13 protein-coding genes and 1 pseudogene are annotated in these 15,280 nt (G+C 52.0%); 9 read left to right on the top strand and 5 right to left on the bottom strand.

Features of this window, described 5'->3' with window-relative positions:
- The first annotated feature begins 11 nt into the window (after positions 1–11).
- From AC2FNE_RS13535 to AC2FNE_RS13515, 5 genes and pseudogenes are all read left to right on the top strand, one after another.
- A complete protein-coding gene (locus tag AC2FNE_RS13535; protein ID WP_496805570.1) occupies positions 12–941 on the top strand; it encodes an AEC family transporter in 930 nt (309 codons plus the stop codon).
- A gap of 103 nt (positions 942–1,044) precedes the next feature.
- Positions 1,045–1,878 (top strand): S-formylglutathione hydrolase, encoded by an 834-nt coding sequence (fghA, locus tag AC2FNE_RS13530; protein ID WP_496805569.1) that lies wholly within the window; start codon positions 1,045–1,047, stop codon positions 1,876–1,878.
- A gap of 3 nt (positions 1,879–1,881) precedes the next feature.
- Positions 1,882–3,339 (top strand): Si-specific NAD(P)(+) transhydrogenase, encoded by a 1,458-nt coding sequence (gene sthA, locus AC2FNE_RS13525; RefSeq protein WP_170605703.1) that lies wholly within the window; start codon positions 1,882–1,884, stop codon positions 3,337–3,339.
- Positions 3,336–3,791: a YaiI/YqxD family protein gene (locus tag AC2FNE_RS13520; protein WP_170605701.1), complete on the top strand. Its 456-nt coding sequence runs from the start codon at positions 3,336–3,338 to the stop codon at positions 3,789–3,791. Before sthA ends, AC2FNE_RS13520 begins: the two co-directional genes overlap by 4 nt.
- A 140-nt stretch (positions 3,792–3,931) precedes the next feature.
- A pseudogene (locus AC2FNE_RS13515) lies at positions 3,932–4,551 on the top strand (HAD family hydrolase).
- Between the two features lies 1 nt (position 4,552).
- Here the strand turns inward: AC2FNE_RS13515 and AC2FNE_RS13510 are convergent.
- Positions 4,553–5,794 carry an MFS transporter gene (locus tag AC2FNE_RS13510; protein ID WP_496805568.1) on the bottom strand — a complete coding sequence of 414 codons (1,242 nt, stop codon included), beginning with the start codon at positions 5,792–5,794 and terminating at the stop codon, positions 4,553–4,555.
- Positions 5,795–5,936: 142 nt separating this feature from the next.
- On the opposite strand from AC2FNE_RS13510, the gene zapE reads away from it, so the two are divergent.
- Positions 5,937–6,995: a cell division protein ZapE gene (zapE, locus tag AC2FNE_RS13505; protein ID WP_496805575.1), complete on the top strand. Its 1,059-nt coding sequence runs from the start codon at positions 5,937–5,939 to the stop codon at positions 6,993–6,995.
- A gap of 39 nt (positions 6,996–7,034) precedes the next feature.
- Here the strand turns inward: zapE and AC2FNE_RS13500 are convergent, their stop codons facing one another.
- Genes AC2FNE_RS13500 through AC2FNE_RS13485 form a run of 4 tightly spaced genes read right to left on the bottom strand, consistent with a single transcriptional unit; the run spans position 7,035 to position 13,285 of the window.
- Entirely contained in the window at positions 7,035–8,309 is a 1,275-nt protein-coding gene (locus AC2FNE_RS13500) for a bifunctional folylpolyglutamate synthase/dihydrofolate synthase (protein WP_170605697.1), read from the bottom strand.
- Positions 8,306–9,241 (bottom strand): acetyl-CoA carboxylase, carboxyltransferase subunit beta, encoded by a 936-nt coding sequence (gene accD, locus AC2FNE_RS13495; protein ID WP_170605695.1) that lies wholly within the window; start codon positions 9,239–9,241, stop codon positions 8,306–8,308. Before accD ends, AC2FNE_RS13500 begins: the two co-directional genes overlap by 4 nt.
- Before the next feature lie 59 nt (positions 9,242–9,300).
- Entirely contained in the window at positions 9,301–10,200 is a 900-nt protein-coding gene (locus AC2FNE_RS13490) for a CPBP family intramembrane glutamic endopeptidase (protein WP_170480099.1), read from the bottom strand.
- Positions 10,190–13,285, bottom strand: coding sequence for an ABC transporter transmembrane domain-containing protein (locus tag AC2FNE_RS13485; protein ID WP_496805567.1), 3,096 nt, complete (start codon positions 13,283–13,285; stop codon positions 10,190–10,192). The genes AC2FNE_RS13490 and AC2FNE_RS13485 overlap by 11 nt, the downstream gene beginning before the upstream one ends.
- 242 nt (positions 13,286–13,527) lie before the next feature.
- Between AC2FNE_RS13485 and AC2FNE_RS13480 the strand changes: the two genes are divergently transcribed.
- From AC2FNE_RS13480 to AC2FNE_RS13470, 3 genes are all read left to right on the top strand, one after another.
- A complete protein-coding gene (locus AC2FNE_RS13480; RefSeq protein WP_496805566.1) occupies positions 13,528–14,289 on the top strand; it encodes a DUF6478 family protein in 762 nt (253 codons plus the stop codon).
- 10 nt (positions 14,290–14,299) lie between these two features.
- Positions 14,300–14,659 (top strand): hypothetical protein, encoded by a 360-nt coding sequence (locus AC2FNE_RS13475; protein WP_170605689.1) that lies wholly within the window; start codon positions 14,300–14,302, stop codon positions 14,657–14,659.
- 99 nt (positions 14,660–14,758) lie between these two features.
- The coding region (locus AC2FNE_RS13470; protein ID WP_496805565.1) for an MFS transporter at positions 14,759–15,280 on the top strand (522 nt) is incomplete at its 3' end.

Here is a 15,280-nt window from a genome sequence, read left to right as displayed (position 1 = left end):
CCACTCGGCGCATGGTCGATATCTTTATGCGTACATTACCTTTTTTCGCGATCATCGGCCTTGGGTACTGGGCCGGGCGCAGTCGCTTTTTTACCGAAGAGGTAACTGCATATCTTACAAAGTTCGTCTTTTATTTTGCCCTATCAGCAATGCTCTTTAGATTTGCTGCTACTCTGCCGTTTGCCGAGATATTCAACGGTCGGTTAGTTCTTGGATATCTTCTGGGCACCATGGCTGTGTACTTGGTCGCAACACTGGTCGCCTGGCTACGAGGGCTGGATATCCCAACAGCGGCAGTCGAAGCTCAATGCGCTGCTATAGGCAATGTCGGGTTTCTTGGTTTACCTATGTTGGCCTTGCTGTATTCCGAGGCGGCAATTGGACCAGTAATGTTGGCCTTAGCTGTCGATCTAGTGGTTTTTTCTTCACTAATTGTCATCTTGATAAATGGTGGACGCGACGGGCGACTAACTATCAGAACATTTCGGATGATTGTTATTGGGCTTTTTAAGAACCCAATGATCCTATCGATCTCGGCGGGACTTATATGGTCCGCGCTTGAGATACCCGTTCCAAGTCCCTTAAGTGACTTCCTCGTGATTCTCGGCGGCGCTGCAACGCCAGGTGCGCTTTTTGCGATTGGTGCATCCCTGGCCAGCAAATCTGCGGAGCGGGTACAAATCGCCGCCTGGTTAAGTTTTTGTAAACTTGTGCTTCACCCTCTGTTCGTTGCGATCATGTTGATCTGGTTGATCCCTGTCGCGGCATTCCCCGCGGCTGTGGTAATTGCAGCTGCGGCTTTGCCTGTCGCAGGTAACGTTTATATGCTTGCAGCCCACTACAAGGTCGCACCGCAGCGTGCCTCGGCGGCGATCTTGCTTTCGACGCTATTCAGTATTTTAACCGTTCCCTTGGTCATCGCGTGGCTGGGTGCACCTTGATATCCAGTTCTGGGAAAAAAGCACCTGTAATTGGTCACCAGACTTTACGCCTGTGGAATGGATCGTTAGCGATAATGCGAAGCCAAAACGAGGATTTTGCCTGATGGAAACCCTTTCGGAAAACGTTTGTTTTGATGGCGTACAAGGCGTGTACCGTCACGCGTCTTCTGCGTGTCAGTGCGATATGACATTTGGTCTGTTTATGCCCGACGAAGCCAAAGATGGGCCAGTGCCGGTTCTTTGGTACCTATCGGGCCTGACCTGCACACATGAAAACGCAATGGTCAAAGCCGGGGCACAGGCGTGGGCGTCAGAGCAGGGCATTGCTATTGTGTTTCCCGACACATCTCCACGTGGTGAAGAGGTGGCGGATCACGAAGATTATGATTTAGGCCAGGGGGCCGGTTTCTATGTAAACGCCACGCAAACACCTTGGGCGCCCCATTTCAATATGTGGGACTACGTGGCTGAAGAACTGCCCAACTTACTGTCAGAAAGATTTGCTATCGATAGGGATCGGCAAGCGATTACAGGTCATTCGATGGGTGGCCACGGCGCGTTGACACTGGCGATGAACCTACCGGGTCGCTTCAGGTCAGTTTCGGCTTTTGCGCCAATCTCGAACCCGACCGGGTCGGATTGGGGCCGCAAGCAACTGGCGGCCTATTTGGGCGATGACGAAGATGCATGGGCAAAACATGACGCTTCACTCTTGTTGAAGAACAATGGGTTTGACGGCCCGATGTTGATTGACACCGGAGTAAGCGATCAATTCATAGACTTGCTAAGGCCCGAAACATTGGCCCAAGCCATTGCGGAAAGCCGCCAACAAGCCACGTATCGACTTCAGCCCGGTTACGATCATTCCTATTTCTTTGTGTCAACTTTCATGGAAGACCACATCGCCTTCCACGCAGAGGCGCTGTACAAGGACTGAGCTATGAGCGATCATGATTACGACCTGATCATCATCGGTTCCGGACCGTCGGGGCGGGCCGCGGCAATTCAAGCGGGAAAATTAAAAAGACGCGTCCTTGTAATAGACCGTAAAGACAGACTGGGTGGCGTCTCGGTTCACACTGGCACAATACCCTCAAAAACTTTGCGGGAAACCGTTCTGAACCTTTCCGGATGGCGCGAACGCAGTTTTTACGGACGCTCTTACCGGGTCAAAGATCAAATTCGTGCCGAAGATCTGAAGGCACGACTGCACATGACACTGGATCACGAAGTTGATGTTCTGGAACATCAGTTTAACCGCAACCATGTGGAAACGTTAAACGGTTTGGCAAAATTCATCGGCCCCCATGAGGTCGAGGTCGCTACGGACGCCGGCGAAACCACTCGAGTAACTGCCGCAAAGTTTATCATCGCAACGGGGACAAAAACCTATCGGCCGGATTATGTTCCCTTTAACGGCAAGACCATTGTTGACGGCGACGACTTCCTTGAGATGGCTGAGATTCCGCGCTCGCTCTGCGTGATTGGTGCGGGTGTCATAGGGGTTGAATATGCCACAATGTTTTCGGCGTTGGACGTAAGGGTTACGTTGATCGAACCTCGCGAGACGTTTCTTGATTTCATTGACAGTAGATTGATCCATGAATTCACCCATCAGATTCGTGAAAACGGTGTTGATCTACGATTGGGTTCTGCCGTCGAAAAAATTGAGGACGCCGGAAATCACGTTGAGATAACTATGGAAAATGGTCGTCACGTAAGAGCGGAGATGTTGCTTTTTGCAGCGGGGCGTATGGGCGCGACTTCGGCCCTAAACTTAGACGCCGTGGGGCTGGAAACTGATCACCGCAACCGCATCGAAGTCGACCGAAAGTCGTACCAGACGTCAGTTCCGCATATTTACGCCACAGGAGATGTGATCGGACATCCTTCTCTGGCTTCAACCTCATTACAGCAAGGGCGAGTGGCGGCTTGCCACGCGTTGGAAACGCCGACATTACCTGAAAGTCCATGGTACCCGTACGGTATCTATTCAGTTCCTGAGATTTCAACCTGCGGCATGTCCGAAGAAGAACTTCAAGAAAGAGGCATTCCCTACGAAGTCGGCGTGGCGCGTTTTCGCGAAACTTCACGCGGACATATTATGGGGCTCGAGCACGGCATGCTGAAGATGCTGTTCTCACTGAAAACACGGCGTGTTTTAGGCGTGCAGATCGTAGGAGAAGGAGCAACAGAACTGATTCATATTGCGCAAGCGGTGCTTAATCTGAAGGGCACAGTAGACTATTTTGTGCAGAACACGTTCAACTATCCGACGCTGGCTGAAGCCTACAAGATCGCCGGTCTTGATGCTTTCAACCGAATGCCCATCCCTGATGAGTTCAAGGTTCGCAAAAAGCCAGCCGAGACGTCTAAGAAGGAGGCTAAGAAGGCGTGACGACGCTATTCGTTGATGGCGACGCCTGCCCAGTAAAGGCCGAGGCTGAAAGGGTCGCGACCCGCCGCAAGATACCGATGGTTCTGGTGTCAAATGGAGGACTACGTCCTTCTTCCAATCCCTTGGTCCAAACCATCATAGTTTCTGAGGGAGCAGATGAAGCCGACAAATGGATCGCTGAGCGGTGCGGTCCTAAGGACGTTGTCATCACGTCCGACATTCCCTTAGCCGCAAAATGCCTAGAAGCTGGCGCCCGGGCTATGCGTCCTAATGGCGAGAGTTTCACTGCTGCCAATATAGGCCAGCAACTGGCAATGCGAGATTTGATGGCCGACCTGCGTGCCGCTAACCCATTAGGTTCTGGCGGCGCTGGAAAGCCATTCGGGAAAAGCGATAAATCACGGTTTTTGGACGCGCTGGAACGCGAAATTCGCGCGGTTCTCAAAGAATAAACTCCGAACTTTCGTTCGCGTCAAAGACGCTCAAGCCATTGATTGTCTGTTGTGGCGCAAAAATGAACCATTGCGGATGGCGTCAAAGTACGCAGATTGTCTATTCAGAACGCATATTTGTTGAGTTTTAGGATCCACTCATGTCGATTGAAGCCGTGGTTTTTGATATCGGAAACGTTCTCATCGAATGGCAGCCTGAACGGTACTATGACCGAGCAATCGGAGAGGACCGACGCAAGAAAATGTTCTCAGAAGTCGATCTCCACGGCATGAACGATTTGGTCGATCAAGGCCACCATTTCACCAAAACGATCTATGCGTGGCCGAGAAACATCCAAGTTGGCGGGAAGAAATCCGCATGTGGCACGACAATTGGATCGAACTGGCCACTCCGGAAATACCTCACTCAATCCGCCTTCAACGTGCATTGCGATCTAAGGGTATTCCGGCCTTCGCCTTGACCAACTTTGGTGTACAGAGCTTCGATTTCGCGTGCACGGTTTATCCATTTCTAAATGAATTCGACCGGCAATATGTGTCGGGGCGGATGAAAGCGGTCAAACCTCACGCTCCGATCTATGAAATGGTCGAAGCCGATTGTGGGCTGGACCCGGCCACACTGTTGTTTGCCGATGATCGAATTGAAAATATCGAAGCTGCAAACGCTCGGGGATGGCAAACTCATCACTTCAAGGGCCCACAAGGTTGGGCGAATTGCTTGATTAGCAAAGGTTTACTAACACCTGAAGAGGCAACCTGACTTAGGCAGCTAAGGGAGCGGATGAGCGGTCTTCTCGGATCGGTAGGTGGACAATGGCGCTAAAGGCGCCGATCGCTACCCCAATCCACCATACCATGTTGTAATCGCCAAATTGGTCGTACATGCGGCCACCCAACCAGACACCCAGGAAACTGCCGATTTGGTGGCTGAGGAAAATGATACCATAAAGCGTACCCATGTACCGCAGCCCGTACAAGTGCGCGACCAAACCCGAAGTCAGCGGCACCGTGGCAAGCCATAGCGAACCCATAACAAGCGAGAAAACAACGACCGAAATAGGTGTGATGGGAAACATAATAAACAGCGCAGCCGCCAGCGTACGGCCTGTATAGACGCCAGCAAGAAGATATTTCTTGGGGAAATGGTTTCCTGCCCAACCGGCCAACAAAGTTCCAGCGATGTTAGCCAACCCGATAAGAGAAATTGACACCGCTCCAAGCGCAGATGTCGTTGTAATCCCAATAGAATGCAGAACTCCGCCGGGCTGGATCGGTCCGCACATCTCTGTCACAAAAGCGGGAAAGTGGGCGGTGATGAAACCCAACTGATAACCACAGCTAAAAAAGCCCAGAAAGATTAATGCATAAGACGGGTCGCGAAACGCCTTTCCCAAGATTTGTCCCATGCTCTCTTGCAGTTCAGCCTTGCTGATCGGCTCAGGCGCTCTCATGAATGGCAACGTCATTACCAGCGCCAAAATAGCAATGGCGAATACAATGAAGACCTGCTGCCAGGGTAGAAAACTTAACAGCCATTCAGCCGTTGGCGCTCCAATCACCTGACCGAAACTACCCGCCGCTGTAACGATGGCCAGCGACATTGAACGGTTTTCGTCTGATGATGCCCGACCAACGACTGCCAAAACCACGCCAAAGCCCGTACCCGCGATTCCGAACCCAACCAACCATGCGTACATCTGATGCTCAAACGGTGTAACCGACCATGCCGACAACACCATACCCGCCGCATAAGTCAGTGCCCCTAGAACGATCGCTCGCCGATCCCCAACCTTTTCTGCGATAGCACCGAAAATTGGTTGGCCGATCCCCCAGGCCAAGTTCTGGATAGCAATGGCCATAGAAAAATCAGTGCGCAACCAGCCAAATTCTTCTGCGATGGGAATCTGAAATACGCCGAAAGAGGCTCGAACCGCGAAACTGACGGTAATTATGATACACGCCACGATCAGGATCGGGTTCATAAGGCGGGGGGATTGCTGCATGGGGTCCTCGAAGATTCGGACCAGACGTTACCGCGTTTCTCCTAAGGGTCAATTCAGTAGTTTTGACAATCGAGATTAGTAAAATTGATGGATGCGTAAAACCTTGCTTTTCAACGCGCAATCAAGGCGCTATGGCTCGGGTATGACGGATCTGGTTTCGCTTTACGAGGCGCGCGTTGCGAACGGCTCGTTGACCCGCGATGACGCGCAAGAGGCGGTGCTGCCCAATTTTGATCGAATCCGCAACGCACTTGCGGCGCCGATAAAACGAGGGCTTTTTCGAAAAGCGCCACCACCGCCGCAAGGCCTGTACCTGTGGGGCGGTGTGGGGCGCGGTAAGTCGATGCTGATGGACATGTTCGTTGAAACACTTGGGGACATCCCAGTGCGCCGCGTGCACTTTCACGCCTTCATGCAGGAAATACACACCGGACTACACAAAGCGCGCGCGGAAGGGGTTGAAGATGCCTTGGCGCCGGTTGCCCAAAACGTAATTAAATCTGCTCGGTTGCTTGCCTTTGATGAGATGCAAATCACCGACATTACCGATGCAATGATAGTCGGTCGCCTTTTCGACCAGTTGCAAGCAGGCGGCGTCGTAGTGGTTACAACATCCAACCGGCATCCCGACGACTTGTACAAAGACGGGCTGAATCGACAACTTTTTCTACCGTTTATCCAACATATAAAAGATCAATTACAGGTATGGGAATTAGTCTCGCCTACCGACTACCGACAAAACCGGCTAGAGGGGTCACAGGTCTATTTTACGCCTATTGGTCCTGAAGCCCGTGAGAAGATCCAGTCGGTTTGGGATGATCTGTCCGGCGGGCCAGCGGAGCCGCTGTCATTACTGGTAAAGGGGCGGGAGATCACCTTACCAGCTTTTCGAAACGGTGTTGGTCGCGCGTCCTTTTACGATCTTTGTGGTAGGATGCTCGGACCCGGGGATTATTTGGCTGTTGCCGATGCACTGAAAGTTTTAGTGCTCGAGGACATCCCACGCCTGTCCCGAAACAACTTTAACGAAGCCAAAAGGTTCGTTACCCTGATCGATGCATTGTACGAAGCCAAAGTCCGGCTGATTTGCTCTGCAGCGGCAGAGCCTGAAATGTTGTATGTCGAAGGAGAGGGAACTTTTGAATTTGAACGCACGGCCTCGCGTCTTCGCGAAATGCAGGACAAAGATTGGGGTAAGTAGCGATGTTCTCGCACCGTTGTGGTCCCTCAAAAGAACTAATTAGCCATTTTGCCTGAGGACATTACCAGCCAGATAGAGCGACCCGCAAATAAGTACGCGCGCATCAGGTGTGTGTACCATGATCTTGTTTAGCGCATCTGTAACGCTATCCGCGGTTGCAGAAGGCAGGCTTACACTGGCCGCGGCTGCGGCGGTGTCGGCAGCGCTCAAGGTGTTAGCTTCCCCAGGAATTGAAACTGCTGTCAGGCTGGCGACCTGTTTAGACAGCGGAGCTAGATAGCCTGTAACATCCTTGGTGTTCAGCATACCGCAGATCATATGCGTCTGGCGTTCCGGCAGTTTCGCCAGAACATTGGCCAGAGCATTTCCTGCAGCGGCATTGTGGCCCCCGTCCAGCCAAAGCTCTGCCTGCGTTGCAGCCTCCACCAACGGCCCGGTTTTCAAACGCTGCATCCGGGCAGGCCACTGGGCATCTGTAACAGAGGCTTCATAAGAGTCGTCGCCAATGTTCAGGTGGCGTAAAACGGCGATAGCCGCACCCGCATTTTGATGCTGATGTGCACCCATCAGGTTCGGCAGCGGCAGATCGCGTAGCCCTGTTTCGTCTTGGTAGACAAGTCGCCCGTTTTCTTCGTTCACGTGCCAATGCTGACCGTGAACTAGTAACGGAGCGCCAAGACGCGCGGCCGTATATTCTATAACTTCCAGTGCTTCGTCTTCTTGTGGGCCGACAACGCAAGGCACACCGGGCTTGATAATGCCCGCTTTCTCTGCCGCGATCTTGCCAAGTGTGTCACCAAGAAACTGTTCATGGTCCATCGAAATTGGCGTGACGACTGTAATCGTGGGTCTTTCAATCACGTTTGTGGCGTCAAGGCGCCCACCTAAACCGACCTCGAGCAAGGTGTAATCGGCCGCCGTGCGGGAAAAAGCCAATAGCGCTGCGCAAGTGGTAATCTCGAAATAGGTTATGTTTTCCCCGCCGTTCGCCGCGTAGCATTCATCGAGAACAGCGGTCAGGTTTGGTTCCGAAATCAATTCACCTGCCAACCTGATGCGCTCGTGAAACCGGGCCAGGTGCGGCGAAGTATAGGCATGCACGCGCAACCCTGCCCCCTCTAGCCCCGCGCGGATCATCGCCTGCGTCGACCCTTTACCATTTGTCCCCGCAATATGGATGACCGGTGGCAAATTGGTTTGCGGGTTGTCTAGCCTGCCCAATAGACACCAAACCCGATCCAAGGTCAGGTCAATTACTTTGGGATGCAGCGCCATCATACGTTCTAGGATAGCGTCCGATGACGTGTTCGTCATTTTTTGCCTGCTGCTTCAGCAGACGCTTTGGCTTTCGGTTCTTTGCTTGGTTCAGGGGCGGGTAAATCGCCTTTTACCGCAGGCGGCTGATTCATCAGCAAACGTGTGATTGTAATCAGTTCATCACGCATTTCAGTTCGCTTGGTGACGCGGTCCAGCATACCATGGTCCAATAGATATTCCGCGCGCTGGAACCCCTCTGGCAACTTTTCCCGGATTGTCTGTTCAATCACACGCGGACCAGCGAAACAGATCAGTGCATTGGGCTCAGATATGTGTACGTCACCGAGCATAGCATACGAAGCCGTGACCCCACCTGTCGTGGGGTGGGTCAGCACGACGATATAAGGAAGATTGGCTTCCTTCAGCATTTCGACGGCTACAGTTGTGCGTGGCATTTGCATTAAGCTCAGAATACCTTCCTGCATCCGCGCCCCGCCCGCTGCAGAAAACAAAATAAGTGGCCGTTTTAGTTTCACAGCCTCTTGCGCAGCCGCGATAATGGCGTTTCCGACATACATTCCCATCGATCCGCCCATAAACGAAAAATCCTGTGCAGCCGCAACAATCGGGGTACGCCCGATTTCACCAGTTGCTACCAACATCGCCTCTTTCTCGCCTGTTTTTTTCTGCGCAGCCTTCATGCGATCCGGATATTTCTTTTGGTCGCGAAACTGTAAGGGATCATCCTTGGGAGCAGGCACATCTATTTCGTTAAAAATGCCCCCGTCGAATAGATGCTTGAACCGATCGCGCGGAGTGATCGGCATGTGGTGGTCACATTGAGTGCAAACGTTCTGGTTTTCCGCCAATTCGCGATGGAAAAGCATAGTGCCGCACTCATCACACTTGTGCCAAAGATTTTCAGGCACTTCCCGGCGCGAGAAGATCGAGTTTATCCGGGGGCGGACGTAGTTTGTGATCCAGTTCATGTCGGAACCTTAATAATGCGGCGTTGACGTCAAATAAGATGATGGCGCGAGAATTGCAATCAACGCCTAATCGCCAAACGTGCCGTCAACCAACCAACAATCATTACAGCAAAATCTACATACAGCCATTGCCTCAGCAGACCAGTGTCTGATGCATCGTACGGAATATGGAACAGCGCCAGCCCCCCAAGGTTGTCTGGTAGGGACAACAGCAGTAGCGCAGTTGCGTTATTAAAGAAATGCAGGGCTATAGCTGGTCCCAAGGTTCCTGCACGTGCGGTCAAATCTGCCGTTAAAATCGAAAAAATCCCGGCCCAGACCGTGACCAGCAACGCGTTGTCGCCCGCAGTGGCCGGCGCATAATGCCCTGCCGCGAACAAAATTGCGGGCACACCCATCCAAATCACGGGTGTTCGAAATCTAGCAGCTAGGCTTTGTTGCAGAAAACCTCTGAACAGAATTTCTTCGGCGCTGCTCTGAATCAGAACAGCGCCGACAGACAAAGGTAGCAACAAAAACCAAGTGCCAAATGACAGGTTTTGCTGCAACGGTGCACCCATATCGTAGGGCGGCAGCACAAACAGCGCGAGACTTAAAGCAATCAAAGCTATTAACACGCGCCAAAACTGCCTGAACGCCAACGACGGCTGCCCAACGACTGTCATTGGTGGACGATGTTGAAGACGACGCGCAACCAACGCAACGCTGAAAATCGTGAAAATGAAACTCGTCAATACAATAAGCACTGCAAGCGGCGTTGACCCGTGCTGAAGAGCGTCGCCCCAACCTAGTGGTGCAATACTGGCGATAGTCGAGAACAAAACTGCGTTCAGAAGCGTGACCACAATGACTATGATCAAAAGTCCGACCAGCAGGCGCCAAAGTTCAGGGTAACTCCGCACGGCTTTGACCAGCTGTTCATGGCTGGAGTATGCCGAATATAAACTTCTACCCGGCATGACCCGTCTCAACCCCGTCTGGTTCGACCTCTAGCTCGCTCTCAAGATCGGTCACACGTATTCTGGCGGTGATTGAACTTAGATAACCGGCAACGGTTTCCAACAACTTCATCGCAACGGTTGCGTCGCTTTCCACGACTGCGCGCAACTCTTCAGCACCAATACGAAGAAAGGTGCAATCTGTATTCGCGATCAGATCCAACTGCCGGGCCTCACCAGTGATGATTGCCAGATCACCGATCAAACGTCCTGGAACAATCGTCGAAATCAACCTCGTCTCACCATTCTCACCTTGCCGGTAAAGGTTTGCCTCTCCGGAAATGCATAGATACGCTGCATCTGGTGCCTGACCGCGCGCAAATATCGTTTGTCCCTCGGCCACCTCATACCATTGGGCGGAAAAAGCCAGGAGCCGCTGGTTACGTCCGTCCAGTCGGGAAAATAACTCTGTAGTAGATATGATTTTGAGCTTTCGGCTTAAATCGTCCGAGGCACTGTCCTCGGATTCGAACGACGTGCGTGAAACTCCGTCAATGCGCCCGTCTTTGATTTCGACAAATAGGTCATAAGCTTCGGGGTGGGCAAAGTGATCCTCCATGAACAACATTACGGAGTCGGGCAGCAACTCGCGCAATTTCAACCGCGTTCGCAGCCGGCTCTCTGTATCATGGCTCGCTAATGCCTTGTCGAGGATCAATACATCAGGGCGTTTGATCCCTGCACGGGAAAACGCAACACGTTCCTGAAAGACTGTCGGCAAGTTGTTCCCACCCAAACCCGCGGGTAAGTCATAAATTATGGCAGCAGCGCGGCGGCGCAAACCTGCCTCGTTCAGGACTTCAGCCACTACATTTTCGATCTCTTCGGCTTTTGCTCCGGCCATTAATGATACGCGCCCATAAATTGCGTTTTCCATTGCGGTCAATCTCGGCAGGTACACATCTGGCATGACCGGAACAAACATCCCATCCATCGCGTCGCGCAAACGCTCGGCCTGATTGCGACGGATGGAAAGTATCTTCTCCTTGTATTCTTCGGGAAAACTCGGTCCTATCTGCTCGGCCGTCAGCATAAAGGGTACTGTCAACAAAAGCGCACGTTCAGTATCGCTGATTTCTGCATCACCCTTGGTTTGCCGCCGTTCTTCTATGTCCAACAGTCGATGATACATATCCTTGGACAAACCCAGACGCAAAAACAGTGGGTGATCTGCCCCATCCCGTCCAAAGGTTTGGTTCAGCGTTTCCAACACGGCTTCGGCTATGGCCAGTGCATCGTCGTCTAAACCGTGCGCCGCCAGCATCGACAGAAAACGGTCGTCACCAGCAAGTATGTCAGGCGAGATATCCCGGCTTGGCGCAGAAAACAGCAGGTTACCACCTAACGGAACCGCTGGATTAAACTGGTTGGGGTCAAAGCGATAAACGTATTCATCCAAACCTTCTTCTTTTAGGCGTGCCGCAACTTTGTCACGCAGCTTTACGATCGCCTCAGCAAGCACTGGGTGCGCGTTTGGATCGAACTGGGAGCGGAGTGTGCGGCGGAACATAAACTCGTCTATTCCCATTGCCTCAACGAGCTTGAACCACCAGTCGCGAATCTCTTCGATGTCGTCCAATCCTGCCAGACCGGGGTCGATCCATTCATCGCTCAGAGAATCCGGCGGGTTGCCCGCGCGCACAGCCTCGATTTGCCGACGAGTTGGCACTTTTATGGCCTCGCTCTCGTGCTGCGGATGAGTCCGCAAAGGCATCAACAAGTTATCTCCCAGCGTTCCGTCAAAGAGATAGGGCCGTGAATAGGCGTAACCGATCCGTGCAGCGATAACTTTTTGATGCAATTCATTCAGATTGTGTCCGGCTATGATCACTTCTCCCTGAACTGGGAGTACCTCACGTGTCAGCAGTTGCGCTAACGCGCTGCGCTCGGCCGAATGGACAGACTGAATAGCCACACGTGCACCCTGAGGGATTGTAAGATCAATATCCTCCAAGATGGTTTTGCCGTCATCGTCGCGCACCGTTACATTGCGCAGTTCAATATCTCCGGTCAGGCGGGGAATTGTCTCTGGTTCGCCTTCAAACAGTTCTTCGGGGATCATGTTTGACGGAGCAAAACGTTCGGTAACGATTTCCCACCGCAACGACATGTCCTGAACTTGATTGTAATAAGTCAGCAAGTCCTTCCATGGGCCGCTTAGGTCCTTATACGCACCCAATGCCGCGACCAAGGCGCCAACAGTAACCTCTCCTGTGATCGCAAGGTAGCCACCAACCGAATAAAAAAGGAATGGCGTCATCTGTGTGATCAGATTGTTCAGAAATTTCATAAAGAACTTTTTGTTATAAATCTTGAAACGGATCTCGAACAAGGTCCCCATTCGATGGCTGAATTGCGCCAGCCTGTAGCGCCAGCCGCCATTGGTGCGAAGATCGCTAATGCCAGCGGCGCTCTCGCCTATTTCCGAACTAAGATGACGGACCTCTTGGATTCTATCCTTGTTCAACAAGTTGATTTGGCGCTGTAATTTTGGAATCAACCAAGCCTGCAGTGGGATTAGCGCGATACTGGCAAGCCCAAACCAGACGCTTTGCATGAACAAGAACGTCACGATCGTCATCATCTGACCAAACTGGAAAACGGGCTGCGCAATGGCGTCGCCCATCAAACCGCCCATTGGTTCAGCTTCGGACGTGATCATAGAAACCAATTCACCCTGGCTTGTGGCGGCAAAATAGGACTTGGGAAACCGCATTGACCGACTGATCAACGTATACCGCAGGCGACGAAGCATGCGTTCAGCCAAAACACCTTTCATCGTGTTGATGCGCATCTTCATCAACCCGCTGGCGATAACTGTAGCTAAAAAAGCAAAGCACAGGATCATCAGGTACTGCACCTGCGTTACCGTGAACCCTAGTGCTTCAACTGTTTTTGCGGGCGCGCCAATTGCATCGTTGATTATTTGCTTTGGAAGCTCAAGCGAAGCGTAAAGGAATGGAAAAGATAAAACTGTTAGTGCAAGCAAAACAAGCTGCTGCTTTTTTGAGTATTTCCAGATGAATGAAAATAGGGTGGGTTCCATGCCCCTGCCTTCTTTACTTTGGGTGTATTGCATTGTTTCCCAACAGCACGCTGCCTGCAGGCGCTGAAGGTACGCGGCAGCCTGACCTAATGCAAGAATGGTCAATTACAAGGCGCGCATTCTAACTCAATGCAGTTGAGGCGGTTCACATTTTGGAAAGATTGGACCTCAGATTTGCAAAGATGGCTTTAAATCCCCGGCTTTCTTTGACTAATGATGGTTCAGTTTCGGAAAATGAGGACATGAACAGAATTCTGGATCTTTACTTGTATCGCAGATATCTGGCGCGTTGGACACGAGCAGGTCAGCAAGCTGACCGTACACCCCTGCCGATCTTAAGGCATCAACGTGACCAAGCTCGGCAACTCCGGGCTCGTTTGGATCAGTTGATCCAAAAGGCGGATGGGCGGCTTGTACGCCCACTTGTTGGCTCTTCTCGCTTTTCAACACCTATTGGCACTGATTGGTCTTGGAGACCCGACCTCTGGCGCGAACCCCTTGATCGCCTCGGGCTTGCCTCAATTCCGCGCAAAGCGCGTGTAGATGGGCATGTCACGCTGTTTCATGATTGCCCTTTGGCCGAAATCGCATTTCGGCAAGTGAGAAATCGACGCGACAAAGATCTGGCGCCATTCAGTCTTGTACTCGAAACGTTCGATTTCGCCGGATCTTTCTTTTCCGTTTCGGTGGAAATACCCTCGGAAGCCGCGGCTGACCTTACCAAACAGCATTTGATCCGGTTGGACACACTCGTAGAGCAGGAGCGACCTGTGCAATTGGTGGCACGACTGAACATTCAACACGGCCCGAACACAGAACACGTTCTAAGGGAACTTGATACAACCGACGCAGCATCTTCTATCGATTTCGATCTGGCGCATTTAGAGATAAATGAACGGCGAATTGAAAAACTTTGGCTGGATCTGATCATGGAAAGACCGCCGAAGAATCGGATCGTGTTGCGAGATTTGACACTCTGCCGCCATCACCGCGCCGATCTGTAAAGGAACCTATATGAAAGAGATCACTCTCACACCAACCAACTTCGAAAACGCAATTTGGGAGGGCCACATATTATCTGATGCCGAACCCAGTATTGAAGCTATTTATCTGGATGAGCTGCTTGAGGGCATCGAACTGATACCTGCCAACGGTGGCTGGAATCTACGAATTCCGGTGCCCATCGCGGCACTGTCAGACGGAGTACACTGCATAGCCATTTATGACGCCGACTCAGATCGGAAACTGAGCGATTTCACCATCATAGCGGGCACACCCGCCGCCGATGATTTACGAGCCGAGGTTGCTCTGCTGCGCTCTGAATTGGACATGCTTAAACGGGCATTTCGCCGATCTATGGCCCCAAAACCATAATCTTAGACGGTTTGGACGTGTTCCCAATAAACTATATTTTGTTTCTTTTCCGCCGTTGCCGTGCATCATTGGACCGAAAGACACGGCACGGATGACCCTTTGGACCGCAAGAGCATCATAAAAATCATCGCACTAATGGTGACGGCCTTTGGTATCGGGATCGATTTCACCGGGGCCCTGATGCTCGTGCCCGCGATCGAAAACAGCTTTGATGCCGACATTACCAGTACACAATGGGTGCTAAACATCTATGCCCTGTTCTTTGCAATGACGATGGTAGCTGGCGGGCGCATGGGTGATATGTTCGGCCATCGCAGGATGATGATTGTCGGCCTCTCGATCTTCCTCTTCGCCTCAATACTTTGCTATGTTTCACCCGGGCTGGACTATCTGATCGGTGCTAGGGCCTTGCAGGGAATTGGAGCGGGTTGCGTGTGGCCATGCACTTTGGCCTACGGCGCCACCAAGGTTTCCCGCGAAGAACATCGTGCGCTGGTTATGGGCCTCATTCTGGCCGGTGTTACAACCGGCAATGTTTTTGGTCCAATGATCAGCGGGGCGGTCGTCAACTTTGGTGACTGGCGGCTATTCTTTCTGGCCAACGTTATCTTTTCCTGCATA

This window comes from Ruegeria sp. YKSD179, assembly GCF_059612885.1.
This window is presented reverse-complemented; position numbering and strand designations above follow the sequence as displayed.